The organism is Aliiruegeria haliotis, assembly GCF_003003255.1.
GTDB classification, from domain to species: domain Bacteria; phylum Pseudomonadota; class Alphaproteobacteria; order Rhodobacterales; family Rhodobacteraceae; genus Tropicimonas; species Tropicimonas haliotis.
Genome location: NZ_PVTD01000002.1, coordinates 762113 through 786369 on the forward strand (window position 1 = coordinate 762113; position 24257 = coordinate 786369).

Annotated in this window: 21 protein-coding genes; 9 read left to right on the forward strand and 12 right to left on the reverse strand. The window is 62.6% G+C overall.

The genetic code is table 11. The features are described from left to right. Positions 1 to 26: 26 nt before the first annotated feature. The 3 genes from CLV78_RS08870 (at position 27) to argE (ending at position 3632) form a co-directional block, all read left to right on the forward strand. Positions 27 to 968 carry a LysR family transcriptional regulator gene (locus CLV78_RS08870; RefSeq protein ID WP_106204411.1) on the forward strand — a complete coding sequence of 314 codons (942 nt, stop codon included), beginning with the start codon at positions 27 to 29 and terminating at the stop codon, positions 966 to 968. Positions 969 to 1076: 108 nt separating this feature from the next. Then, positions 1077 to 2447 carry an aminotransferase class III-fold pyridoxal phosphate-dependent enzyme gene (locus CLV78_RS08875; RefSeq protein ID WP_106204412.1) on the forward strand — a complete coding sequence of 457 codons (1371 nt, stop codon included), beginning with the start codon at positions 1077 to 1079 and terminating at the stop codon, positions 2445 to 2447. 18 nt (positions 2448 to 2465) lie between these two features. Beyond that, positions 2466 to 3632 (forward strand): acetylornithine deacetylase, encoded by a 1167-nt coding sequence (argE, locus tag CLV78_RS08880; protein ID WP_106204413.1) that lies wholly within the window; start codon positions 2466 to 2468, stop codon positions 3630 to 3632. A 386-nt stretch (positions 3633 to 4018) separates the two neighbouring features. On the opposite strand, the gene CLV78_RS08885 is transcribed toward argE, so the two are convergent. The 4 genes from CLV78_RS08885 to CLV78_RS08900 all read right to left on the reverse strand — a co-directional run bounded on the left by CLV78_RS08885 (position 4019) and on the right by CLV78_RS08900 (position 8412). After that, positions 4019 to 4789: a 3-ketoacyl-ACP reductase gene (locus tag CLV78_RS08885; protein ID WP_106204414.1), complete on the reverse strand. Its 771-nt coding sequence runs from the start codon at positions 4787 to 4789 to the stop codon at positions 4019 to 4021. Then, complete coding sequence (locus tag CLV78_RS08890) at positions 4786 to 5934, reverse strand: acyl-CoA dehydrogenase family protein (RefSeq protein ID WP_106204415.1); 1149 nt, start codon at positions 5932 to 5934, stop codon at positions 4786 to 4788. The genes CLV78_RS08885 and CLV78_RS08890 overlap by 4 nt, the downstream gene beginning before the upstream one ends. A gap of 112 nt (positions 5935 to 6046) precedes the next feature. Then, positions 6047 to 6823, reverse strand: a complete 777-nt coding sequence (locus CLV78_RS08895) for an enoyl-CoA hydratase/isomerase family protein (protein ID WP_106204416.1) — start codon at positions 6821 to 6823, stop codon at positions 6047 to 6049. 5 nt (positions 6824 to 6828) lie between these two features. Beyond that, positions 6829 to 8412, reverse strand: a complete 1584-nt coding sequence (locus CLV78_RS08900) for an acyl CoA:acetate/3-ketoacid CoA transferase (RefSeq protein WP_106204417.1) — start codon at positions 8410 to 8412, stop codon at positions 6829 to 6831. A gap of 238 nt (positions 8413 to 8650) precedes the next feature. Between CLV78_RS08900 and CLV78_RS08905 the strand changes: the two genes are divergently transcribed. Further along, positions 8651 to 9283 carry a TetR/AcrR family transcriptional regulator gene (locus CLV78_RS08905; protein ID WP_245924883.1) on the forward strand — a complete coding sequence of 211 codons (633 nt, stop codon included), beginning with the start codon at positions 8651 to 8653 and terminating at the stop codon, positions 9281 to 9283. A 305-nt stretch (positions 9284 to 9588) separates the two neighbouring features. Here the strand turns inward: CLV78_RS08905 and CLV78_RS08910 are convergent, their stop codons facing one another. After that, the gene (locus CLV78_RS08910; RefSeq protein ID WP_106204419.1) at positions 9589 to 10062 is read right to left on the reverse strand and encodes an NUDIX hydrolase; all 474 of its coding nucleotides are present in this window, start codon (positions 10060 to 10062) and stop codon (positions 9589 to 9591) included. A gap of 240 nt (positions 10063 to 10302) precedes the next feature. Here CLV78_RS08910 and CLV78_RS08915 point away from each other — a divergent pair, with 240 nt between their 5' ends. Beyond that, entirely contained in the window at positions 10303 to 11787 is a 1485-nt protein-coding gene (locus tag CLV78_RS08915; RefSeq protein ID WP_106204420.1) for an inorganic phosphate transporter, read from the forward strand. A gap of 123 nt (positions 11788 to 11910) precedes the next feature. On the opposite strand, the gene CLV78_RS08920 is transcribed toward CLV78_RS08915, so the two are convergent. From CLV78_RS08920 to CLV78_RS08945, 6 genes are all read right to left on the reverse strand, one after another. Then, the gene (locus CLV78_RS08920) at positions 11911 to 12168 is read right to left on the reverse strand and encodes a hypothetical protein (protein ID WP_106204421.1); all 258 of its coding nucleotides are present in this window, start codon (positions 12166 to 12168) and stop codon (positions 11911 to 11913) included. A 60-nt stretch (positions 12169 to 12228) separates the two neighbouring features. After that, the gene (locus tag CLV78_RS08925) at positions 12229 to 14031 is read right to left on the reverse strand and encodes a Na/Pi cotransporter family protein (RefSeq protein WP_106204422.1); all 1803 of its coding nucleotides are present in this window, start codon (positions 14029 to 14031) and stop codon (positions 12229 to 12231) included. A gap of 15 nt (positions 14032 to 14046) precedes the next feature. Further along, positions 14047 to 15618, reverse strand: coding sequence for an inorganic phosphate transporter (locus CLV78_RS08930; RefSeq protein WP_106204523.1), 1572 nt, complete (start codon positions 15616 to 15618; stop codon positions 14047 to 14049). 347 nt (positions 15619 to 15965) lie between these two features. Then, positions 15966 to 16676: an alpha/beta fold hydrolase gene (locus tag CLV78_RS08935; RefSeq protein WP_106204423.1), complete on the reverse strand. Its 711-nt coding sequence runs from the start codon at positions 16674 to 16676 to the stop codon at positions 15966 to 15968. A gap of 209 nt (positions 16677 to 16885) precedes the next feature. Next, entirely contained in the window at positions 16886 to 17866 is a 981-nt protein-coding gene (locus CLV78_RS08940; RefSeq protein ID WP_106204424.1) for an alpha/beta hydrolase, read from the reverse strand. Next, positions 17863 to 18615 carry an alpha/beta hydrolase gene (locus tag CLV78_RS08945; RefSeq protein ID WP_106204425.1) on the reverse strand — a complete coding sequence of 251 codons (753 nt, stop codon included), beginning with the start codon at positions 18613 to 18615 and terminating at the stop codon, positions 17863 to 17865. Before CLV78_RS08945 ends, CLV78_RS08940 begins: the two co-directional genes overlap by 4 nt. A 104-nt stretch (positions 18616 to 18719) precedes the next feature. On the opposite strand from CLV78_RS08945, the gene CLV78_RS08950 reads away from it, so the two are divergent. Both CLV78_RS08950 and CLV78_RS08955 read left to right on the forward strand, forming a co-directional pair. After that, positions 18720 to 19823, forward strand: coding sequence for a pyridoxal phosphate-dependent aminotransferase (locus tag CLV78_RS08950; protein WP_106204426.1), 1104 nt, complete (start codon positions 18720 to 18722; stop codon positions 19821 to 19823). Positions 19824 to 19894: 71 nt separating this feature from the next. Next, the gene (locus tag CLV78_RS08955; RefSeq protein ID WP_106204427.1) at positions 19895 to 20077 is read left to right on the forward strand and encodes a hypothetical protein; all 183 of its coding nucleotides are present in this window, start codon (positions 19895 to 19897) and stop codon (positions 20075 to 20077) included. Positions 20078 to 20148: 71 nt separating this feature from the next. Here CLV78_RS08955 and CLV78_RS08960 read toward each other — a convergent pair whose 3' ends face one another. Further along, positions 20149 to 21345 (reverse strand): pyridoxal-phosphate-dependent aminotransferase family protein, encoded by a 1197-nt coding sequence (locus CLV78_RS08960; RefSeq protein ID WP_106204428.1) that lies wholly within the window; start codon positions 21343 to 21345, stop codon positions 20149 to 20151. A 370-nt stretch (positions 21346 to 21715) separates the two neighbouring features. Here CLV78_RS08960 and CLV78_RS08965 point away from each other — a divergent pair, with 370 nt between their 5' ends. After that, positions 21716 to 22417 carry a tyrosine-protein phosphatase gene (locus CLV78_RS08965; RefSeq protein ID WP_106204429.1) on the forward strand — a complete coding sequence of 234 codons (702 nt, stop codon included), beginning with the start codon at positions 21716 to 21718 and terminating at the stop codon, positions 22415 to 22417. Next, positions 22414 to 24207 carry an ABC transporter ATP-binding protein gene (locus CLV78_RS08970; protein WP_106204430.1) on the forward strand — a complete coding sequence of 598 codons (1794 nt, stop codon included), beginning with the start codon at positions 22414 to 22416 and terminating at the stop codon, positions 24205 to 24207. Before CLV78_RS08965 ends, CLV78_RS08970 begins: the two co-directional genes overlap by 4 nt. Positions 24208 to 24257: the final 50 nt, after the last annotated feature.

The window sequence follows — 24257 nt, forward strand, 5'->3', positions numbered from 1 at the left end:
GGAACCGCATAGGCTACTTCGGCACCATGCCATTGCGGTTTACCCTTCGCCAACTGGAATACTTCGTCGCCGTTGGCGAGGCGGGGTCGATCTCGCTTGCCTCCGACAAGGTCAATGTCTCCTCCCCCTCCATCTCCGCGGCTATCAGCCAACTCGAAGAGGAGTTCGGCATTCCGTTGTTCGTGCGAAAACACGCCCATGGGCTGTCGCTCAGCCAGGCCGGGCGCCAATTCATGGTTCAGGCCAAGAAGGTGCTGGAGGAAGCGAACTCGCTCAACCATCTGGCCGGGGACGTGATGGGCAAGGTGCAGGGGCCGTTGTCAGTTGGATGCCTGTTGACCTTTGCGCAGCTACTGGTGCCCCGGTTGCGCCGGTCCTTCCAGGACCGATTTCCGGGTGTTGCCGTCAGCCAGCACGAGCTCACGCAGGCACAGATATTCGACTGGCTGCGCCGCGCCGAGATCGACATTGCCCTGTCCTATGACCTTGAGGTCCCGGCGGAGCTGGAATTCGTGCCGCTTGCCGAACTGCCGCCCTATGTGCTCGTAGGGGAGGACCATCCGCTTGCCGAACGGTCCGAGGTTTCCATCCCCGAACTGGTCGACCACCAGATGATCCTGCTGGATCTGCCCTATTCCTCGGGCTATTTCCTGTCACTTTTCACCGAACTGGGGGTCAAGGCCCGGATCGCGGAGCGTACGCGCGACATGGCCGTGATGCGATCGCTGGTCGGCAATGGGTTTGGATATTCCATCGCCAACATCCGTGCCATTTCGGAGCGTTCGCCCGACGGGCGCGTCCTGCGTTCCATTCCGCTGTCCGGAGACGTGCGGCCAATGAAACTTGGCCTGCTCATGACGCAGGGCGCCCGTTCGATCCTGAATATCTCGGCCTTTGTGGAGCATTGCCGGGAGATCGTCGACGTCAACAGCTTCCCGGGGTTGCAAGCGCCGAAGGGGCGCCCTTAGCGTCGCGACCGCGAGTTAACCGCAGCCTAATCCGTGCTTTCGACCGTGATGCTTTAACCTGCCCTACGGATCCGGGAAACTTGCCCGAAACCCAAACAGGGAAACGCCATGACCAAGATGCCCTCGACGGACGAGATCCTGACCAAGGATGCTCACCTGATCCAGTCTTTCGCCAACCTTGACGCCCTCAAACAGGCCGACGCGCGCACGGCCATTGTCGGGGCAGACGGTGTCCATGTCATCGATAGCGAAGGCAATCGCCTGCTCGACGGTATCGGGGGGTTGTGGTGCGTAAATGTCGGCCACAAGCGTCGGGAGATTATCGACGCCATCACGGAGCAACTGGAAACGCTCGATTACTATTCCACCTTCTACAACTTCACCCACCCCAAGGCCGCCGCCCTCGCCGCCAAGGTGGCGTCGCTTGCCCCGGGCAATCTCAACCGCGTGCATTTCGGCAACTCCGGTTCTGTTGCCAACGATTCCGCCGTGCGTATGCTGCACCACTATTTCAACCGTCTCGGCAAGCCGAAGAAGAAGAAGGTCCTGTCACGTCACGGTGCCTACCACGGCTCGACCCACCTCGCGATGGCGATGACGACGCCGGCCTATTCCGATGGCTGGGACACCGCCGCCGATGGGCTGGTGCATCACCTGATGGAGCCTTGCCACTACCACAGGACCGATCCGGAGATGACCGAAGCCGAGTTCCTCGACGTGCTGATCGAGGATGCGCGCAAGGCGATACACGACATCGGACCGGAGAACATCGCCTGTTTCATTGCAGAACCGATCCAGGGAGCCGGCGGCGTGCTGGTGGCACCGGATGGCTATAACAAGGCGATGCGGGAGCTGACGGCCGAGAACGAGATCAAGTACATCGCCGATGAAGTGGTGACCGCCTTTGGCCGGCTGGGGGCGATGTTCGCCAGCCAGGACGTGTTTGGCATGACCCCCGATATCATCACGACGGCAAAAGGCCTGACATCAGGCTACCAGCCCCTGTCGGCGACCATCATCGACGACGAGATCTACGAAGTGATCTCCGAGCCCGGCGCGATGTTCCTTCACGGCATGACCTATTCGGGGCACCCGGCCGCCGCCGCAGCCGCGTTGGCCAATATCGAGATCATGGAGCGCGAGGATATCCCGGGCCGGGTAAAAACAACCGGCAAGCAGTTCGAAACCGGCCTGAAGGGCCTTATCGATCTGGACATCGTCGGAGACGTTCGGGGCAGCCACTTCATGATCGGGCTTGAGTTCGTGCGGGACAAGGCAACCCGTACACCGTTCGAGGCCGACGCCAATGTCGGGATGGCGGTCGCGCAGCATTGCCAGAAACGCGGTCTTGTTGCGCGTGCACTTGGAAACAGCCTGATCCTGTCGCCGACGTTGGTGATGACGCCGGAACAGATCGACGTCGTTGTCGGGACTGTCGGCGAGAGCATCCGGGCGACGATGGCCGACCTTGGCCGGTGATCAGGACCCGGAGCAGGCATGAGCCGAACGCTTGAGATTCTCGATCGGTTGATCGCCTTTCCGACTGTCAGCGCCGACAGCAACCTGTCGTTGATCGACTACGTGCAGGAGTTGCTGCAAGGTTGTGGCTTCCAAACGCACCGAATGAACGACGAGTCCGGCACCAAGGCCGGGCTCTTCGCGTCCATTGGACCAGCAGGTGCAGGCGGCGTGATGCTCTCTGCCCATTCCGATGTCGTGCCGGTCGATGGGCAGCGCTGGCGCCGCGACCCGTTTCGGTTGACCCGGGACGGCTCGCGCCTCCATGGCCGCGGCGCGACCGACATGAAGGGGTTTCTCGCCTCGGCGCTCGCCCTTGCGGAACGTGTCCGTGCGGAGAGGCTCCGGGAGCCCCTCAAGTTTTCGATTTCCTGGGACGAGGAAGTCGGCTGCAAAGGCCTGCCGCAGATGCTGCCATTTCTTGACGGGACCATCGGTGCCCCGAGACTGTGTATCGTCGGCGAACCGACTTCGTTAAAGGTCGGCATCGGCCACAAGGGCAAGGCGGTGTTCCGCGCCAAATGCCATGGACAGGCCGGGCATTCGGCAATGGCCCCCGATCATGTGAACGCGCTGCATCTCGCCGCGGAGTTCATTCAGGGCATACGGGGGCTACAGGCCGACCTTGCCGTGAACGGTGCCCGGGATCCGGGGTACGAAATCCCCTACACAACGGTGCATGTGGGGAGGATAAGCGGAGGAACGGCTCTGAACATCGTCCCTGAGCTTGCCATTCTTGACCTTGAGTACCGCAATATCGCCGGGGATCCTCCCGAGACAATTGCGGACGCGATCGGGGACATCGCACGCGTCGCGGCGGCAAGCGTAGCGGCGGGACAGCCCGGGATCGGGATAGAAGTGGAGAAAGTCGGCGGATACCCGGGGCTGGACGTGCCGGAGCATTCGCCCGCGATCGCCGAGGTCGCCCGCTGCGCCCGCGCGACCGGGACCCTGAAGGTCGGCTACGGAACGGAGGCCGGGTATTTTGCCGGCCTTGGCATTCCCACACTTGTCTGCGGACCGGGATCGATGGCGCAGGGGCATGTCGCCGACGAATACATCGAACGTGCGCAGATCGATGCATGCGACAGATTCATGGAAAGGCTTCACGAGCGGCTCCGAAAGGGCGTGCATGAAGTGGGATAAACTGCTCGCCGACCCTCATACGGCGCTCGCGCATTTCGCTGGGTGTCAGAGGTGAGCTGACCGCGAGCGAAACTGACCCTCTGCCTGTGGGGTGACAGTGCCACGCTCGTCCGATGTCGGGTGCACGAACGGTTCCGCCCCAGTGCCGATGACGATGCGTACGCGTCTGCCGCTGCGGAGACTGTCGGTGGTCGTTCCGAGTGTCCGGTTGTGAGTTGCTTTCGGATGGTGCCACGAGACGGCCACGAGACCACGAAGGACGGAACCAACCGACACCGGTTGTCCAAACGCCAATCGGGTTGGAAGCCAAAGCCCGGGACGGCGTTGCACAAAACAGGTCGAACGCGTGTTTCCAGCCACCATGTGGCGAAACCGCCGCGCCCCGCTCAGAAACGCGGGATCAGCATACCACCGTCGGCGGCGATCACCTGCCCGGTTGTATAGGGCACCTTTCCGGAGGCGAGCGATGCGATGATCCGACCGACCTCCCAAGAATGCCCCACTCGTGGCAACACCGTCAGCCCATCTTCGGCCCGCTGCCGGTAGTGCTCGATCACCGGCGTTGTCATGGCGGTCTCGATCAGGCCCGGACGGATGTCGTAGACGTGGATTCCCTCGCCTCCCAATCGAACCGCAAAGGCCTGTGTCGTCATCGCTGCCGACGCTTTCGACGCGCAGTATTCCGAGCGAGCGACAGAGACCGCGGCGGCATTGGAGGAGGTCACGTTGACAATGGAATGGAACAGGTCGCCATCCCGGTCCCGTGCCAGAAGCTGCCGCGAGAAAGCCTGGCAGAGAAAGAACACAGCCTTGGCATTGACGGCCTGGCAACGGTCATAGCTTTCCTCTGACACATCCAGCGGATCGCCGCGCGACATCACTCCGACACCGGCATTGTTGACCAGGGTGGTCAGGGGACCGATGGCTGCCTCGATCGCCGCCAGGTGCCCGCCATGCGCTCCGACCTCGGAGACATCGAAGGCGGCAGCGACCACGGGTACCCCCTCGGCCCGGACGGTCTCAACCGCGGCCGCGAGCTCGTCGTCTTCCGCCGGGCCGTTGATCGCAATGGCGAAACCTTCACGGGCAAGTTCGACGGCAGTCGCGAGCCCGATCCCACGGCTGGAGCCTGTTACCAACGCAGCCTGCATCGTCATTGGACCTCTGCCCCGTTCTTCAGCAACTCTCGGGCGATGATCATCCGCTGGATCTGGTTCGTCCCCTCATAGATCTGGCAGATCTTGGCATCGCGATAGAGACGCTCGACCTCGAACCCTCGAATATACCCCGACCCGCCGAACACCTGTACCGCGTCGGCACTACGGGCGACGGCCATGTCGCCGGCAAAGCACTTCGCCATCGAGCAGGCCATGGTCGCATCCTCGCCCGCGTCGATCTTCATTGCCGCCGAGCGAACCAGAAGGCGTGCGGCCTCGATATCCTTGGCCATGTCCGCAAGAAGCCACTGCACCCCCTGGAAATCGGCAATCGGGCGTTTGAACTGGCGTCGTTCCTGTGCATAGTCCACCGCCGCTTCAAGGCCGCCCTGACCGATCCCGACGGCAAGCGCCCCGATACCGACACGCCCCTTGTCGAGCACGCTCATCATCATGTGGAAACCGCGCCCTTCCTCGCCCAGCAGCGCATCCGCCGGAAGCCGCACGTCATCGAATGTCAGGCCTCCGACCTGGCTGGCGCGCTGTCCCATCTTGTGCTCTTTCGGCCCACGGGAGACGCCGTCGGCATGAAGGTCGACGATGAAGATCGACATGCCACGGTGGCCGGCCTCCTTGTCCGTCCGCGCCAACACGAAGCCGATATCGGCCACCGGAGCATTGTGTATCCAGATCTTGCCGCCGTTCAGGATCCAGCCGTCACCATCGCGTCGCGCCTCGGTCCGGATGCCAGAGACATCCGTGCCGGCCTCCGGTTCGGTGATGCAATAGGCGACGAGGGTCTTGGCCGTCATCACATCAGCCAGCCACCGATCCCGCTGCGCCTCGGTGCCGTGCCGGACAAGCAGAGTGGTGATCAGTTCGACCAAACCGCATTGATCGGCGACGGAGGCATACCCACGGGAGAGTTCTTCCATAATCAGCGCATAGGTCAGTGTATCGAAACCGGGTCCGCCCATCTCTTCGGGAACACCGATGCCGAAGAGCCCGAGGTCGCCCATTTGGCGGAATATCTCCGCTGCAAAGCGCTCCTCCCGATCAAGTGCCTCGGCGGCAGGCCGGATCACGTCGTTTGCGAAATGTCGGGCCATGTCTCGGACCTGAATATGCGTCTCGCTCAGCTGCATCGTCATCCCCTATGTAACTATATGGTTACTTATCTGGAAGTCGCTCGCTCGCGTCAAGACGCACAGGCGACGAGACCAGCGACCGGTTGCCGCCCTGCCCACGTCACCGGACCTACCCTTCGTCGCCCGGAAAGACCGCAGGACGCTTCTCCCGAAAGGCCGCCGTTCCCTCGGCAACTTCGGGGGTATCACTGGCAGCGGCACTTGCGAGGACATCCAGAACCCGTTCACGCTCTTCGCCTTCTGCCGCGTTCACCAGCATTTTGGTCAGTTCCGTCGCCCTGGGCCCCCGCGCCACGACCCGTTCGGCTAGCTGAAGCGCGGCCTTCATACCGGCCCCGCTTTCGACCACCTGATCCACAAGGCCGAGGTCAAGCGCCCGCGCCGCCGGGAACACGTCTCCGAAGATGGTCATGCGCCGGACGACCTGTTGACCGAACCGGCGGACCGCACGCTGGGTTCCGGACCAGCCCGGGATCATGCCAAGGCCCGTCTCCGGCTGCCCGAGCTTCACGTGCTCTTCGGCGATGCGGTAGTCGGCACAGGCCGCAAGCTCCAGCCCGCCGCCAAGCGCATGTCCGTTCAGCACCGCAATGACCGGCAAGCGCAATCGCGCCAATGCGTCAAAGGCGTCGTGCCCATCCCGGATCCAGCGCCGACTGAACTCGGTTGCACCAAGCCCGCCCCAGGAGGTGATGTCGCCGCCAGCACAGAACGCCTTTCCTTCACCGGTGAGAACAACGCCCCGCAGGCCCGGCATCCGCTCGATCTCCGCGCAGCACCTGGCAAGATTTGCAATGGCCTCGGTCGCGAGCGCATTCAGCTTCTCGGGCCGGTTCAGCCTCAGGATCGCAACAGGACCTTCGACTTCGAGAACGATCCCGGTCATGCCGATCAGCCCGCCCCGGCGAGCGAGAGTCCCATGGGCGTGTCCCGGAACAGGCGGGCGTCCATCTCCCGCAAGTCGTGGGCCACCCGAAGCGGTGTTTGCGCCTGATCCAGAATGTCACGCTGCAAATCGATGCCGGGAGCGATTTCCGCCACGGTCAGCCCCTCCGGTTCCAGACGCAGAACGCACCGCTCGGTTACATAGGTCACGTCCTGACCCAGTTCCCGCGCCCTCCGGCCCGAGAAGGATACCTGGTCTACTTTCTCCACGATCTTGGCGACCTTGCCCTCCTGGTGGATGACCAGCCGCCCGTCCTCGATGGACATCTTCGCACCAGCGTTGAAATTCCCGGAATAGACGATCTTGCGCGCCCGGGAAGTGATATCCACGAAGCCGCCAGCCCCCGCCGTGCGATGCGGCACGGCGGACAATCTGGAGACATTGACCGACCCGTCGCTGTCGATTTCGAGGAACGACAACAGCGCGGCGTCAAAACCACCGGCCTGGAAATAGGCAAACTGGTGTGGCGAGGTGACGAAAGCTTCCGCATTGGCGGCACAGCCGAACTTGAAACCCAGCAGCGGCACACCACCGACCGGCCCCTGCTCGATGACCCATGTCACCGCGCCGTGCAGCCCCTCCTCGATGAAGATCCGCGGCACGTTGGCCGAAATGCCAAACCCGACATTGACCGCCCAGCCGTCCTGCAACTCCTGTGCCACACGCCGGGCCAACACCTTTCCAATGCCGAATTCCGGGATCTCGAAACTTTCCAAAGGCACGATGAGTTCGCCCGAGATCGCGGGATCATACGGGGTTGCGGTGGTTTGCAGCATGTCCGGCGCCTCCACCACGACATCCACCAGTATCCCCGGAACCCGCACGTCGTGAGGTCGGATCGATCCGTTTTGGGCAATCCGCCGGACCTGTGCAATCACGATGCCGCCATTGTTGCGCGCCGCCAGAGCCATCTCCATGGCGCCAAGGTACGCGCCCTCCTGTTCGAAGCTGAGGTTGCCGCGTTCATCGGCGGTGGTGGCCCGGATGATGGCCACATCCGGAACAATGGCCGGGAAATAGAGCCATTCCTCCCCATCGAAGTCCCGTCTTTGCACTATGGGTTGCGCGCGCGCCCTGCCATTCATCGCACAGCCTTCGAGCTCCGGATCGGCATATGTGCCCATACCCACTTTCGTAAGAACTCCCGGACGTTGCCCTGCCGCTTCCCGAAGCATGTCGAAAACGATCCCGGAGGGGACATTGTATGCCGCGACCTGGTCGGCCGTGATCATCTGCCAGATTTTGGGAGGCTCCGCATTTGTCGGCCCCGACGCGTAGGAACCGCCTACGATTCTGGACAGTTGCCCGGGTTTGGCGATGTGGTCGGTTCCCGCAGTGCCGAACATGTCCCCCGCAGCGATCGGGTGAATCGTGGTCAGGTTCCCGGGCGCCCCGGTTTCGTCGAACCTGGCGCCGACAGCCTCCAGGATGGTATCCGGGCAGCAAAGGCCGCTGGAGGAATTCACGGCGACAACCGCGCCGTCTGCGACCAGTTCCGCCGCCTGCCTTGCAGTTTTGACCTTGGACATTTTCTCGCGCCTCCGGACCCATAAGTAACCATTTGGTTATTTATTTCACGATCCGATCTGTCGTACAAGAAGATCCGGAAGGGAATGCCGCAGAGTCGCAGGTCCAGGCCGACCGGGATCCCGGCCCGTAGGTTTGACACCTCCGATGACGGGTGCGACGCCTGTGCCTGTCGATGCAAGCCAGCGCGGGACGGCGGCAGCCCCACGCGAAACCGCCGATCACTGGAGGCAATCAGTCTTGGAAAGCGAACCCCGCAAGACACGTGACGCAGAAGCAACGAAGGCACGCATCCTCTTGGCCGCGAAGCATGAGTTCGCCGAGAATGGCCTCGGGGGAGCGCGGGTCGACGAGATTGCGCAGCGCGCAAACTCCAACAAGCGCATGATCTACCACTATTTCGGCAACAAGGATGCGTTGTTCCAGGCCGTGCTGGTCCAAGCCTATGTCGATATCCGGTCCGCTGAGCAGGAACTCGAACTCGACCACCTCTCGCCGGAAGATGCCCTGATCCGGCTCGTGACCTTCACCTGGTCCTACTATCTCGACAACCCGGAATTCCTGACGCTGGTCAACAGTGCCAACCTGCACAAGGGGCGCCACCTGGAGGGCTCCGACACCATACGGACGGTCAGCCGACGTTTCGTCGGCATGGTGAAGGCCATTCTCGACCGGGGCGTTGCGGACGGCACGTTTCGACCCGGCGTCGACCCGGTACAACTCAACATCACGATCGCGGCGATCGGCTACTACTACCTGACAAATCGCTTCACCGGGTCGATCCAGTTCGAGCGTGACCTGATGGCTCCGGACACGCTTCGGGAAAGGCTGTCCTTCAATATCGAGACAGTATTGAGCATTGTGAGAGCATGACCGGAAGCCGCTGTGGCGGACCGGCCACCAAGCCCTGGGGGGCTTTGGGGGTTCATCCTGCGACCTGAAAAAACTTGAAACGACCGTCTGCTCCACGACGCTGGGCAAAACGACCTCGCTCCGCCCCTCAAGCCACCGGAATCTGGGAACAATGCGTCATCAACAAGATGTCAGCCAGTGACTTGCCAGTAGGGGCGCTTCAGCTTCGGTGCAGCGCAAACAGGGCACGAAACCGGCACCCGGCTTGAACTGGCGCTCAGCCTCGACCGGGCAAGCAAACGGTGAAGGACTGCAAACGCGTCGCGCTATCCTTCCTCTATCCGAGCTCGCATCTTCTTTTTCTTCAGCTTCCGGAGCAGCGACGCCAGTTGCGGCTCCTGAACCAACCGCGCGGCGCGATCTGCCGGGAACCATACCCGCTTTCGTTCGTTTTTTTCCTTCCACGCCGGGATGAGATCTTCCACAACCATGGGGAACACCTCCACGTCGCAGATCATTCCCGACCCGTCGCGCAGGATCTTGATGTATTCGTAGCTTCCAATCGGGTTTGGTCGAACCTTGCCCTTCGCGCCGGCCTCTTCGTGGGCCTCTATCCCCGCGGCTTTCCACGGTTTCTTGCCTTCCATCGTCCAGCCCTTCGGGATGATCCAACGGCGGGTCGTGCGGGATGTGACCAGAAGCACCTCGGGCTCGCCATCCGCATTCCAGCGCACCGGCAAGGCAGCGATCTGCCGTCCTTTCGGGCCTCTTCGAATACGTGTCGGCTTGCGTTGCTTCATCGGTCTCCACCTTCGGCGAACAGTCTCTGCCCGGCAAGTTGAGGGGCGTTCGCCTGCGGAACTACCAGCGCGGACTGAACGTCCGCCCTGTTTAGGCGCGACACACGCCCGCAACAACCACGCAAGGCCTCGAAACGCCAAGCGAACCGAAAGTGCGGCATATTGCCGTTACGAATCTGTTACGCGAAGCGCCGACCGGCTGTATTGAGGCGACCAAATGCAAGCTGCAAGGGGCACCCCGTGGCCGACAAGAACTTCGAACCGCGTCATTTCGAGACCCTGGACCGGGACCTCGACCGCATCTCCAAATTGGAAGCTGCCAACGCCTTCGTTGCCCGCCCGATGGCTGCCCCGGCACTCGCCGCGGCTTTCATCCTTCTGGCCGGGCTTTTTGCCGCCTTTCTGGTGGACGGCTCCAACGGAGCACTGGTGACCGTCCTTGCGGCGGCAATTGGCGCCTATATGGCCGTGAACATCGGCGCGAACGATGTCGCCAACAACATGGGACCCGCGGTCGGGGCAAATGTCCTGACGATGGGCGGGGCGATCGGGATCGCCATTGTCTTTGAAAGCGCCGGGGCGCTGATCGCGGGCGGAGACGTGGTCTCGACGGTTGCGAAGGGCATCGTCTCGCCGGAATCGACCGCATCGGCGGATGTGTTCGTCCAGGCCATGATGGCCGCGCTCTTCTCGGCCGCATTGTGGGTGAATATCGCGACATGGGTCGGAGCCCCGGTTTCGACCACCCATTCCGTTGTCGGCGGCGTCATGGGCGCAGGGATTGCGGCGGCCGGGTTCGGCGCCGTCAACTGGTCGACGATGTCGGCAATCGCCGCAAGCTGGGTGATCTCTCCCGTGCTTGGCGGGGTCATCGCGGCAGGGTTTCTGTGGTTCATCAAGGAACGCATCATCTACCAGCCGGACAAGATCGCGGCGGCGCGCACCTGGGTGCCGGTGCTCGTTGGCATCATGGCCGGCGCCTTCTCGGCCTATCTCGCGCTGAAGGGGCTGAAGAAGATCATCAAAATCGATTTCGGCACGGCGCTCGGGGCCGGGCTGCTCATCGGCATCGCCGTCTGGCTGCTTCTCATTCCCGTCATCCGCAATCAATCGAAGGGACTCGAAAACCGGAACAGGTCCCTGAAGAAACTGTTCTCTATCCCCCTGATCTTCTCCGCCGCGTTCCTGAGCTTTGCACATGGCGCGAACGACGTTGCAAATGCTGTTGGCCCGCTCGCGGCCATTGTCAGCGCCAACTCCAGCGGCGACTTCACCTCGGCGATCAATATCCCGTTCTGGGTGATGATGATCGGGGCTTTCGGCATCTCCTTCGGGTTGTTCCTGTTTGGACCGAAACTCATCCGAATGGTCGGAAACGAGATCACGCGGCTTAACCCCATGCGCGCATTCTGCGTTGCCCTGTCCGCCGCGATCACGGTCATCATCGCAAGCTGGTTGGGCCTTCCGGTCAGTTCGACCCACATCGCCGTCGGCGGCATTTTCGGGGTCGGGTTCTTCCGCGAATGGTATGCGGAACGGAGGCTGGTGCGCGCGCGACAGATGGTGCCGGATCGTCCCGTCCACACGCCGAGCGAACGACGCCAGCGGAAACTGGTTCGACGTGCGCACATGATGACGATCGCCGCGGCATGGATCATCACAGTACCTGCGGCTGCCATCCTGTCCGGGGTTGTCTTCTTCAGCATCCGCCTTGTCGCCAGCTAAGCGCGGGACTTGGCGGAGTTTTGCAAGGCCGGCGTGGCGTGGGTTCATCATGCCGGACTTGCAGAGGGGTTTGCAGGAACCGACTGACCTGGGTGCCCTGGCGCAGACGCTGCACGGCAGGAATCAGTCGCCCTTCTTGATTTCCTTGCGCAGCCATCGCGCCCGCGCGATCTGGTTTCGGACGACCTTCTGCTTCGCCTTCAGGCGCTCTTTCTTGCCCGGCTTCTTCGCCTCCTCAAGGCGCCGGTTCAGGTCAACCTCCTTGGCCTCAAGCTTCTCGATGACCTTGTCGACGTGGCTCACCTTGATCCGGTGAGCTTCCTTTCCCTGCAAGCGGTCGTGGTACTCGTTCAGCCGGGCGATCGTTTTCTTCAGAGCCATCTTGCGCGCCTCCAGATACGTCGTTTCGCTTGTGGATCGACACCGCGATCCCCTTCCGGATCACCGGCCATTGGCCGACAGTTCCTCGATTTCATCCTCTTCGAGCGCAAGGATCCGTTCGACTTCGGCAATAGCTCCATCTGTCTCGATATAGAAGACACGAGCCGCCTCGATCAGATCCGACATTGCCTCGTATGCATAGTCGGAATCGTTGAGGAACGACGTCGCCGTTGCCGCACCTATCTGGCGCTCGCGGATCAGACCCTCAATCATCCTCGTCGAGTTCTTCTTGTCGCGTTCCACCTGCACGCGCTCGTCGTCCAGCCAAAGGCTCGACCGGAGCTCCGGATCGCTCTCGTCGAGTTTGTGGATCTCCACCAGGATCCGCGCGATCTCCGTCCGCAGACCATTATAGAGATCGGTCGCCTTTCCTTGCGGATGGCTCGTATACGCAGTCGCGTTTCGGCGCATGTGCTTCACTGCCTTCACCGCACGCACATTGCGCTGTGCGGAATCCCGCAGCAGATAGATCCGCTCCATGAAATCCGCCGGCAGGTTTCTGGTCCCCGCCCGCGTGGCAAACTCGACAATCGCGGAATAGAGGGTCTTGACCCTTGTCTCGTAAGTCTCGTCGATATCCAGTTCCATCGGACTGGTACTCGCCGCCACGGTCGCGGCGACATCGTCACTCTCGTAAAGGTCGTGCCGGTGCAGGTTCAACCCATGCGCAATCAACTCGATTGCATTGTCTTGCAGGTGCTTGACCTCCTTGCGCATCGCGACCTCCATCGTCGCCGGGAACCCGTCGACCGCCTCGCTCAGGTAGCGCGGCTTGCTGACATCGGGCTCCGGCTCCGGGATTGTTCGCTCAAGGAATGACAACAGCCGTTGCATCATCGGCACCATGATCGCGACACCGATCACATTGAACATCGTGTGGAACACGGCCAGTTTGAGCGCGTAATCTTCCGCCCCGATCCCGAGCCAACCGCTGATCCGGTCCACCCCGGCAACCAACTGGTTGATCAGAACAAGGCAGACGACCGCGGTCACCAGCTTGAAGATCACATGTGCTAGCGCCAGGCGCTTGCCCTGGAAATTCGCCGTCAGGGACGCGAGAATCGCGGTGATCGTCGTGCCGACATTCGCCCCGACCACAAGCGCAATGGCATTCTCATAGGAGACCTGGTTGGCGGCCATCGCGGTGATAACCAGCACCATCGTGGCGTGGCTGGACTGCATGACAACGGTTGCCAGAGCGCCAATCAGCGTGAACACAACCAGTCCGACAGCACCGGTCATCGCAAACTGCGCCAGATCGAGCTGTTCGTTGAAAGCGGCGAACCCTTCCTTCATGTGGTGAATGCCGAGGAACAGAAACCCAAGCCCGGCAAGCACGTATCCCGCCCCGCGGATATACTTCGAGCGTTGGAATACCAGCACGATGCTGATGGCCAGCATGGGCATCGCATAGGTCGATATCTTCACCTTGAGTCCGAACCCCGCCACCAGCCACGCCCCCGTCGTGGTGCCGATATCGGCGCCGTACATCAGGCCGACGCCGGCGGCGAGCTTCATAAGGTCCGCGCTCAGAAACGAGATCGCGATCACGGAGACCAGCGAGCTTGACTGCATCGCTGTCGCCGCGACAAAGCCCGTGCACAGCGCCTTTGGCGTGGAGTCGGTTATTTTCTTGAGGATCGATTCCAGTGTGCCGCCGCTATACAGCTTGAAGCCGTCTTCGAGCATGAGCATTCCGAAGAGGAAGATTGCCACGCCGGCCGCGATCTCCTGGAAGTCCTGGCTGTTCCAGAACCCAAGGATGAGCGCCGCGAGAATGACCGGCAAGAGGAGTTTCTTCATCGACACCTGGGAATCCTATGGCAGCATCATGCCACGCAGGGCGAAAAAGAACAGCGCGGCCATGAGTGCGGCCACGGGAACGGTTATGATCCACGCCGAAACGATCTTCAGCAGAGACGAGCGCTTCACCAACTGCCGCTTCAGCGCGACGCGCAATTCCTTGCGCTGTGCCTTGGTGATAACAGCCTCGGCACCCATTTCCTTGATCTGGCTGAGCATCTCGACCTTGGCCTCGGGCTGGGCATTCTCGAAGTCCCTCAACACTCTCTCGACCTCGTCGAAATGCGGATCGCCCTCGTGCTGCGCCAGCACGTTTTCGACGACACGGTGCATCCGCTGTTCCAGGAACTCCCGCAGGAAACCGACCCCGAACACAGCGCCAAGGGCGACGTGGGTCGAGGAGATCGGCATACCCAACTGACTGGCGATGATCACCGTGATGGCCGCTGACAGCGCGATGCAGAACGCACGCGATCTGTCGAGCTCAGTGATCTCCGATCCCACCGTGCGGATCAGCTTGGGTCCGAAAAGCGCAAGGCCGACGGAAATTCCCAGCGCGCCAATCCCCATGACCCAGAATGGAATGGCGACCTTTGCGCCGCCGTCGCCTTCGGTCAGGACATCGACGATCCCAGCCAGCGGCCCAACGGCGTTGGCCACATCGTTTGCACCATGTGCAAAGCTGAGCAGCGCCGCCGCAAAGATCAGGGGCACGGTGAACAGCTTGTTCACGCCATTCCGGTCTCCGGAGAGGCTCGGCACGGCCCGACGCACCATCGGCGTCACGATGGCCCAGGTTAGAATTGCCGCGACCAGCCCGAACAGCAAAGCCGCCGGAAACGAGATCGCAACGAGTTTCTTGATGCCTTTCAGGCAAATATAGGTCGTGAATGCCCAGGACATGATCGCAATCATGATCGGCACGACGCCTTGCGCCGCTTGCAGGGGATCTTTCTTGAAGAACACCAGCCGTTTCAGCAGGTAAAGCGTGAGGGCCGCAATGATCCCGCCGGTCAACGGGGAGACCACCCAGCTCAGCGCGATCTTGCCCATCGAGTCCCAGTTGACGATCTCCCATCCGGCCGCCGCGATCCCCGCACCCATCACGCCACCAACGATCGAATGTGTCGTTGAAACCGGCGCCCCGAGCCAGGTCGCGAGGTTCAACCAGATCGCCGCCCCGAGCAATGCCCCCATCATGACCCAAACAAAGGTGTCGGGATTGTCGATGTCCGCCGGATCGATAATGCCCTTCTTGACTGTCGCGACCACGTCTCCCCCGGCGACAATCGCACCTGCGGCTTCGAACACCGCCGCAATCACAATCGCCCCTGTGAGGGTCAAAGCGAAGGAGCCAACGGCAGGCCCGACATTGTTCGCCACGTCGTTTGCGCCGATGTTCAGTGCCATGTAGGCCCCGATCACGGCCGCCGCGACCAGCAGGTAGGATTGCTCGACATGGGCGAAACGCGTTCCGGTGAAGATCATCACCGCCACGATGAAGATAACCGCCGTGCCCAGCCGCCCCACTTCAGTGCGACTGAGATCGGCCGCGCTTTCAATCTTGAGGTATTCCTTGACCTTCATGTCCCCCCCCATCTGGCATTGAGCCAAGCTCAAACCTGCACGACGCGAGGCAGCGGTCGTAGCAAACGAGCCTTGTCAACTGGATGCTAGAGGCCATCGCCGTCGGGACACCTTGATGCGAATCAACACGTGATCAATGCCGCCCGCATATGTCACTATTTTGTGACAGGCCGGCAACGCTGCACCGGGCGGCAAGTCGACTCGCGCAGCCGAATCCAACCCGCGCAGATCCGGTGACGGCCCGTCGACGCCAGAAGACTCAGCAGGCAAGTCTCAGTCAGTCAGATTTTACGGGCCTGACATTGGCGCGCAGCGGCTTTGGCCGCAAAGCGTACCGAGGCAGGTTGTCAGCGCAGGACCAGCGGGCTGTCCAGCCATGCCTCCAACGCGGCGCTTGTTGCGTCCGGTTGCTCCAGGGTCGGCAGGTGACCCGCGTCAGGGATGATCTCCAACGTGGCGTTCGGGATCAGCTCCGCCATGAACTCATGCCGTTTGACCGGGCAAAGCGCATCATGCTCGCCACAAAGGACGAGCGTCGGAACCCTGGTGGTGCGCAGCGTCTTCTGTTGGTCCGGACGACGCTGAAGTGCACGCGATTGCGAGATGAAGATCTCGGGACCGAGCGCCTCTGCCATCTCCATCACAAGGCTCAACACATCGCTGCGACGCGGCCCCGGCGCAAGGTAGCGCGGCTTCATCTCCTCCCGCATCACCTCCAGCAGGCGCCCGGTCCGGGCGGCGACGATCTGAGGCTCTCGGGCGGCCGCGACCTGTGGAGTTTCAGGCAACGGGTTGGTGTCCATCAACGCGATCCGGGTCACGCGTTCCGGTGCCCGGCGCAGCACTTCCATCGCGACGATGCCCCCCATGGAAAGACCTGCCAGCGCAAACCTGCGTGGTGCGGCCTCCAGCACGGACGCGGCAATCGCCCCGATGGACGAAGCCCCCGTCACCGGGGCCACCATGACGGCGCGACGGCTGCCGAAGTGCAGCAATTGGGGCCAGAAGAGCCGGGCATCGCACATCATGCCGGGCAGAAGCACCAGTGGTTCGTTCATCTAGGTGAAGCCTCGCTGTCCTCGTGTCCGGCCCGCTGCGGGACCTTGGCACCATGCTATTGTGCGGGATCGAAATGCGGAAGCGTTGAATGACGTTTCCACCTTCATTCCCGCCCTGCGTCAAGGTTGGCACACCATTGTGACCAAGGGATATGCATCGCTGTTCGCCCAGGTGCGGGAAACACGCGGACGGACGCCATCCAGCGGTGCTAGAGCCCCTGCACCCATTTCGTGATCACGGCACTTGCGCGGTCGGTCTGCCCCGGGCTCATGATATCCCCTGCAATGACATGACTGCCTGGATCGTCGCCCGGCCCCATGACCAGCAGTTCCCGCGCCTTTGCCTCGCCCCATGCGTCATACACCGCAAAGGTGGCCTCGGGGGACACGATTACATCATCTTCCGAATAGACGAAGAGCGCCGGGACCCTCGCCCTTCCGAAGTCCAGAGATGCAGCATGGTCCACCAGGGCCGCCATCGGCACCGTGGCAGCGATCGGATAGCGCGTTGTCCAGTAGGTCGAATGACCCTCGTTGCGGGGTTCGAATCCCCGCTCCGCACCGGCGACAACCGGCCCCCAATGCCGCACGAACGGCAGGCTCAACAGCTTTGCCGCCGGGTTGCGCAACCCGAAATTGGGGGAGACAAAGACAATTCCGGCAACATCCCTCGACAGGGCTTCGTCCACAGCCGCAAGGGAAGCAAGCGTACCACCGGTGGAGGTCGCGACGATGACCACCCTCTCCCCGATCCGCCGTCCAATGGCCAGCGCCTCGGCCAAATCCTCGATCCAGTCGCCGACCACCGGTTCGGCCATTGCAGCCGATCCGCGCCCATGGCCGGACAGGCGGGTATAGAACAGGTTGGCACCCAACGCCTCGGCCACCCTGTCGGGCACCGGCCGGATCTCCTCCGAAGTGGCGGAGAACCCGTGCAGGTAGATCACCGACACGGGTGTCACGGCACCCGGTGCACCAGCCCAGTGGATCCGCCTTTCCACGCCCGGCGTGACATCGCCCAATGCAGCCTCCCGCTCGGCCAGCCAGCTGTCCAGATCCTCGGGAAGGTCCGCGGCATCAAAGGTGACCTCGGTTTCGACAGGTTCCCGGGGCCCGAACAGCAACACCGCGCCGATCCCCAGAATCAGTACCACCAGTATCCAGCCCAACACCCGCAATACCTCGATCATGCCGCTTCCCCCCGGGCCAGAACCTCTTCAATCGCAGCCTCGATCATGGACAGGTTTTGAGGTCTGGAGAACCTGTGGTCGGCGCCCTTGACCAGCCTGAGTTGAATATCGCCCCCCTCCGCATGCTCCAGCAAGCGTAGCGCAACCGACATATCCACATCCGCGTCCGCGGTGCCATGCAGCGACCGCACCGGGAAAGGCAGCACCAGCGGGCTGCGCAGGACCAACTGGGTGCGACCGTCTTCGATGAGCCGCCGGCTGATCTTCAGGTCACCGTATTCGGTCGGCACAACCGTATAACCCCGCTCCTTGACCTCCGTTTTCCGGGCGTCCGGCAGGGCCGCCCACATGGAATCCTCTGTGAAATCGGGCGCAGCAGCAATGGTCACCATTCCGGCAATCCGCTCTGGCATCAGCCGCGCCAGAAGCAGCGATATCCACGCCCCCATGGACGACCCGACAAGGACCATCGGCCCCGATTGCGCCCGCAACACCGCCGCCGCATCGGTCGCCCAATCCCCGATGCATCCATCTTCGAACTCGCCGGAGCTTTTCCCGTGCCCGGAGTAATCCAACCGCAGAAAGGCGCGCTGGCGTCTCTCTGCCCAGTTCTGCAAATGCAGCGCCTTGGTTCCGGACATGTCCGAACGGAACCCTCCGAGGAAGACCACAAGCGGCCCGGCGCCGCAGGTCAGGTGAAAGGCGATACGTCGCCCCTGCGGGGTTTCAAAACATTCTGGATCGCTCATGTCCTGGTCCCGCACCCTCTCCGAGATCGTTGCGGCCACCCTAGCCATGCCCGCCGCCCTCGCAAGCCTTGCCGTGGCGTGCTGCATTCGCCACAAAGGCGGTCATGACCGGACCCCGACTGACACCGCTTGCCGCCTCGCTTCCCGCAACCGTACCCTTCGTGGGGCCGGAAACGCAGGAGCGCCAACGCGGCCGCCCCTTTGCTGCGCGTGTCGGTGCGAACGAAAGCGGCTTCGGACCGGCGCCATCGGTGGTGCAGGCCATCCGCAACGCAGCGCCGGATGCCTGGATGTACGGCGATCCGGAGAGCCACGACCTGCGCCACGCACTGGCCGCGCATCATGGCATCGCACCGGAGACCATCGTCGTCGGCGAGGGCATCGACGGGTTGCTGGGGTACCTGGTGCGATTGCTGGTCGGACCGGGGGACAGCGTCGTCACGTCCGACGGTGCCTATCCGACCTTCAACTACCACGTGGCGGGTTTCGGCGGCACTCTTCACAAGGTGCCCTATCGCGACGACCACGAGGATCCCGAAGCGCTCGTTGTCCGGGCAGCGGAGACGGGCGCCAAGCTGATCTACCTCTCGAATCCCGACAATCCGATGGGCACCTGGCATGACGCCGAAACAATCGCCCGCACAATCGCGGCCGTGCCGGAGGGCTGCGTGCTGCTCCTCGACGAAGCCTACGTGGAATTCGCTCCCGACGGGACCGCCCCACCGATTGACCCGAGCGACGCGCGGGTGATCCGCATGCGCACATTCTCCAAGGCACACGGGCTTGCCGGCATGCGGATCGGCTACGCCATCGGCCACCCGGAGTTGATCCTTGCCTTCAACAAGGTCCGCAACCATTTCGGCATGTCGCGACTGTCACAGCAAGCCGCGCTGGCGAGCCTCGCCGACCAGGCCCACCTTGCCGGAACACTCCAACGCGTTGCCAGTGCCAGATCGCGCATTGCCGAAATCGGTGCGGCAAACGGGCTACGCGCGCTTCCCTCCGCCACCAATTTCGTGACCCTCGACTGCGGTCGCGATGGCGAACACGCACGGGCGCTTCTCGCGGCACTGGTCGCCCGCGACGTCTTTGTGCGCATGCCCTTCGTCGCCCCGGAGGATCGCTGCATTCGCATTTCCTGCGCGCCGGACGCCGAACTCGACATCGTCGCAGAGGCACTTCGCAAGGCGCTCGCCGAACTCCGCTGAGGTCGCAAAAAAGTCACCACCCGGTGCCCGAAACCGCGGTATCCTATCGCACGTCTTTGTGGGAGGTCGGGATGAATCGCCACAATCTTGGCAGCGCGCCGAACTACACCACCGCCGCCCTGATCACACTTGGGGTCAATGTCTTCTGCGCGATGTACCTTCTGTGGGCCACGTTGGGATTCGCGGCGGTGCTGTTCGTGGCCTTCGCCGCAAATGTGGTCCTGACCCGCATCGATCGCCACCGAACCCGGTAGCACTGGACACTGGCGCTCCCCCGAGGCAATCGGTGCGCGCATATCGAAGGCCGGATCGTGGCCTTGCCAGTTCAGGCTCGGGCCAGAACGGCGGTCGCGGCTTCCAACGCCCCATGTCCATGCGGGATCCCAAGTGCCTTGAGCCCCGTATCGATGCTGCCCAGCGCACCGAGCACCATCTGCGCATTCACATGGCCCATGTGCCCAATCCGAAAGTAACCGTCGGCGGCCGGATCCTCGTCGCTGGCCATGCCAAGTCCGATCCCCAAGGTGACGCCCGCATGCTCGCTCACCCAGTCCCGAAGCCGCGCGCCATTTTCCTTGCCGATCCGGATCGCGGTCACGCCATGGCTGCGGATTGCCGGATCGCTGAGGTTCATCTCCAGCGGTCCCTCCGCCCCCCAGGCATCGAGCGCCGCCCAGATCGCCCTCGCCAGCGCGGCGTGCCGATACCATACCGCTTCCATCCCCTCGTCATGGATCAGATCCAGCGCCGCTCGCAGGCCATAAAGATGATGCGTCGGCGCCGTGCCGCAGAAATACTGGTAGAACCGCTCGGCATTCACCCTCGGACGCCAGTCCCAGTATGCGGTCGCGAGGTCGGCACCATCCCGTGCAGCATCGGCCCGACCGTTGAAGTAGACAAACCCAAGCCCCGGCGGGGTCATCAACCCCTTCTGCGACCCTGTCACCATGACATCCACGCCCCAATCGTCCATGCGGAGCTCGTCGACACCGAGGCAGGCAATGCAATCCACCATCAGGAGCGCAGGATGGCCGACCCGATCCAGAACCGCGCGGAGACCGCGGATATCGTTCCTCACCGATGTTGCCGTATCCACCTGCACGCACATCACTGCCTTCAGCCGGTGATCGACATCGGCTCGCAGCGCCGCCTCCACCTTGTCGAGATCGATCGCGGCGCGCCGTCCGAAGTCCAGCCGTTCGACCGCGATCCCCAACTGCTCGGCCACATTCGCCCAGCCATGGGCGAAATGCCCCGTCGCCAGTGCCAGAGCCGAGTCACCGCGGCTGAAGACGTTGGAAAGGGCCGCCTCCCAAGCACCGTGCCCGTTGCAGATGTAGATCGCCACATCGCCCGATGTCATCGCCACCCGCTTCAGGTCCGGGATGATCGTGTCCACGATCTCGTGCAACTCACCGGTGTATATGTTGGGCGCCGGACGATGCATCGCGCGAAGGACCTCGTCGGGAATGACCGATGGACCCGGAATCGCAAGATAGTGGCTGCCGCGCGAAAGCGTCATCGAAGGTCTCCTGAAAATCCGACGGACAGCCGGGGATAGGACGCGCCCACCATATCGTCAATTGGTGTCGGCCGCCGGCGCCGGAACAGGCCCGCCAAGCGGGCGGATACTCACCGTGTTGCCCGAAAGATGGGCAGGGCGCATGGCTGTTTGGGCACCGGCCCCGGCGCTGCCGGCGGCGCCCGCCCGCCCCGCGCACCGCGCCCTTATGACTCCGTGATTGCCCGGGGCAACACCGCGTCCCGTGCCCTGTCTAGATGGCCGCCCATGCGCCACGGCCTTCCCCGCTTGCTCTGCGCCCCTTTTTGGGGATAGACCGCATCAATCCAAGCTCGACCTTTCCCGCGCGCGTCCCAACCCGATCAGGCCCATGTTCAAACGACTTCACGATTGGTTCGACACCACCGAGCGGCGCCTGCGCAACTCCTTTGGCGACGACCTTTCCACACCTCGGACCCGCCGACAGGCCTGGTGGCATTTCAACCTTTTCGATCACGCCTTCCTGCGGATCCTGTGGACCAATTTCGACGAGGTCGCGCCGGGCGTCTATCGGTCCAACCACCCGGGCCCGCAGAGGTTGGAAAAGTACAAGGAGATGGGAATCCGCTCGATCCTCAACCTGCGCGGGGTAGACGGCCGGTCTCCCTGGCTGTTCGAGAAAGAGGCCTGCGACGAGCTTGGCATGGAGCTGAAAGTGGCAAAGATCTACGCCCGCAAACCGGCGAAACGCAAGGAGATCCTCCACCTCATCGACACCATGCGCGAGATGGATAAACCCTTTGTCATGCATTGCAAGTCCGGTGCCGACCGCGCGGGCTTCGCATCGGTTTTGTACAAGGCCATTATTGAGGGCGCTCCGCTGGAGGAGGCCAGAAAGCACCTTTCCCTGCGCTATATCCATACCGATTGGACCGAAACGGGCATCGTGGACCACATCATCGACATGTACGAGCAACGCAACGCGCAGTCGCCGATCACGATGGAGGAGTGGTTCCGCACCGAGTACGACCACAAGGAAGCAGCCGCGAGTTTCGCAGCCAGGCGCGCCGGCAAACGGGCAAAGGCCGCATGAGCAAACTTACAGATTTCGACTCCGCTGAACTGACGGCCTCCAAGCAGCGGGAACTCTTCGGCTGGCTCTGGCATGGCTGGATGAAGCCCTACTGGCCCGCCATCTTGCTCGCAGGGATCCTGATGTCGGTCGAAGGCTCCATGCTCGGGCTCATGTCCTACATGATGAAGCCGATGTTCGACGACGTCTTCATCGGCGGGAACACCGACGCGCTCGCCTGGGTCGGCGCAGTGGTCATGGGCATCTTTCTGACCCGAGCGATCACCAATATCTGCCAGAGGGTGCTGATCACCCGCACAGCGTCGCGCATCGTCTTCCAATTGCAGACCGAACTCCTTCAACACGTGATGAAGCTGGACACGCTGTTCCACCAGGCAAACCCGCCAGGCGCCCTGATGGACCGCATCCGGGGAGACACCGGTGCAATTCGCAACGTGTCCAACGTGATCATCACCGGTGTCGGCCGGGACGTGATGTCCCTTTTCTCCCTGATGGCCGTCGTCCTCTATATAGACTGGCGCTGGACCATCATCGCTTTCATCGGTGCCCCGCTGATCGTGGCGCCCTCGCTGATGGTGCAGCGTTTCGTGCGCCGCACCGCGCTGCGCAACCGTCAGAATGCGGGCAAGATGACCACGCGCCTTGACGAGATCTTCCACGGCATCACGCCGATCAAGCTCAATGCGCTGGAAGCCTATCAGGCCGGGCGCTTCCGGGAACTTGCCGACAACCAGATCCAGACCGAGATCCGCGCAAGCTTCGGCAAGGCCCTGATCCCCGCGATGATCGACATCATGTCCGGGATCGGCTTCCTGGCCGTCCTCTACTATGGCGGCTCCCAGATCATCGAGGGCGAGAAATCCGTCGGTGAGTTCATGTCGTTCTTCGTCGCCATGGCCCTTGCCTTCGAGCCGCTGCGTCGGCTCGGCGCCGTGTCCGGTGTCTGGCAAACCACCGCCGTCAGCCTCAACCGGCTTCAGACGCTGTTCTACATGGAACCCGGCCTCAAGAGCCCACCCGACCCCGTGCGCCTGCCCGAGGCCCTGGGCAATATCCGGTTCGATGACGTGTCGCTCTCCTACGGCACCCTGCCTGTCCTGAATGGCACCAGTTTCACGGCGGAGGCGGGAAAGACCACCGCGCTCGTGGGACTGTCCGGCGCCGGCAAGAGCACGGTCTTCAACGTGCTCACACGTTTGGTTGACATCAACGGTGGGGTCGTATCGCTTTCGGACACCGACATCCGAAATTTCGACCTGGCAGAGCTGCGCGGGCAGTTTTCCGTGGTCACGCAGGATGCGCTCCTGTTTGACGAGAGCCTGCGGGACAACATCCTGCTCGGGCGCACCGATGTCTCCGAAGAGGAGTTGCGGCGCGCGATGGATGGCGCCCATATCTCGGATTTTGTCGGCAACCTGCCTAACGGGCTGGATAGCCCGGCGGGACCGCGCGGCTCCTCGCTTTCCGGCGGCCAGCGGCAACGGGTGGCAATTGCTCGGGCGCTGCTTCGGGACACGCCGATTTTGCTTCTGGACGAAGCAACCTCGGCGCTCGACGCACAGTCGGAACACATCGTGCAGGAGGCACTGGAGCGCCTTTCCGAGGGACGCACGACTCTGGTGATCGCCCACCGGCTTTCGACGGTGCGTAACGCCGACAAGATCGTTGTCATGGAGGCCGGACAGGTTGTCGAAGAGGGATCGCACGATTCGTTGATCGCCCGGAATGGCGCCTATGCAGAGCTCTACCGGTTGCAATTCAACGAAGCCGAGGAGCAGGAGAACGACTGACCACCCCGGTGGACCCTGACGTGCAGCAACTCGGCCCTGCCTGTCCCCGG

Coding starts and splice junctions, on each gene's coding strand:
- CLV78_RS08945 (WP_106204425.1), bottom strand. CDS start 18,615: ATGAGCGATCCAGAATGTTTTGAAACCCCGCAGGGGCGACGTATCGCC.
- CLV78_RS08875 (WP_106204412.1), top strand. CDS start 1,077: ATGACCAAGATGCCCTCGACGGACGAGATCCTGACCAAGGATGCTCAC.
- CLV78_RS08895 (WP_106204416.1), bottom strand. CDS start 6,823: ATGACCGGGATCGTTCTCGAAGTCGAAGGTCCTGTTGCGATCCTGAGG.
- CLV78_RS08970 (WP_106204430.1), top strand. CDS start 22,414: ATGAGCAAACTTACAGATTTCGACTCCGCTGAACTGACGGCCTCCAAG.
- CLV78_RS08920 (WP_106204421.1), bottom strand. CDS start 12,168: ATGGCTCTGAAGAAAACGATCGCCCGGCTGAACGAGTACCACGACCGC.
- CLV78_RS08955 (WP_106204427.1), top strand. CDS start 19,895: ATGAATCGCCACAATCTTGGCAGCGCGCCGAACTACACCACCGCCGCC.
- CLV78_RS08935 (WP_106204423.1), bottom strand. CDS start 16,676: ATGAACGAACCACTGGTGCTTCTGCCCGGCATGATGTGCGATGCCCGG.
- CLV78_RS08925 (WP_106204422.1), bottom strand. CDS start 14,031: ATGAAGAAACTCCTCTTGCCGGTCATTCTCGCGGCGCTCATCCTTGGG.
- CLV78_RS08965 (WP_106204429.1), top strand. CDS start 21,716: ATGTTCAAACGACTTCACGATTGGTTCGACACCACCGAGCGGCGCCTG.
- CLV78_RS08910 (WP_106204419.1), bottom strand. CDS start 10,062: ATGAAGCAACGCAAGCCGACACGTATTCGAAGAGGCCCGAAAGGACGG.
- CLV78_RS08885 (WP_106204414.1), bottom strand. CDS start 4,789: ATGACGATGCAGGCTGCGTTGGTAACAGGCTCCAGCCGTGGGATCGGG.
- CLV78_RS08870 (WP_106204411.1), top strand. CDS start 27: ATGCCATTGCGGTTTACCCTTCGCCAACTGGAATACTTCGTCGCCGTT.
- CLV78_RS08890 (WP_106204415.1), bottom strand. CDS start 5,934: ATGCAGCTGAGCGAGACGCATATTCAGGTCCGAGACATGGCCCGACAT.
- CLV78_RS08930 (WP_106204523.1), bottom strand. CDS start 15,618: ATGAAGGTCAAGGAATACCTCAAGATTGAAAGCGCGGCCGATCTCAGT.
- CLV78_RS08940 (WP_106204424.1), bottom strand. CDS start 17,866: ATGATCGAGGTATTGCGGGTGTTGGGCTGGATACTGGTGGTACTGATT.
- CLV78_RS08900 (WP_106204417.1), bottom strand. CDS start 8,412: ATGTCCAAGGTCAAAACTGCAAGGCAGGCGGCGGAACTGGTCGCAGAC.
- argE (WP_106204413.1), top strand. CDS start 2,466: ATGAGCCGAACGCTTGAGATTCTCGATCGGTTGATCGCCTTTCCGACT.
- CLV78_RS08950 (WP_106204426.1), top strand. CDS start 18,720: ATGACCGGACCCCGACTGACACCGCTTGCCGCCTCGCTTCCCGCAACC.
- CLV78_RS08960 (WP_106204428.1), bottom strand. CDS start 21,345: ATGACGCTTTCGCGCGGCAGCCACTATCTTGCGATTCCGGGTCCATCG.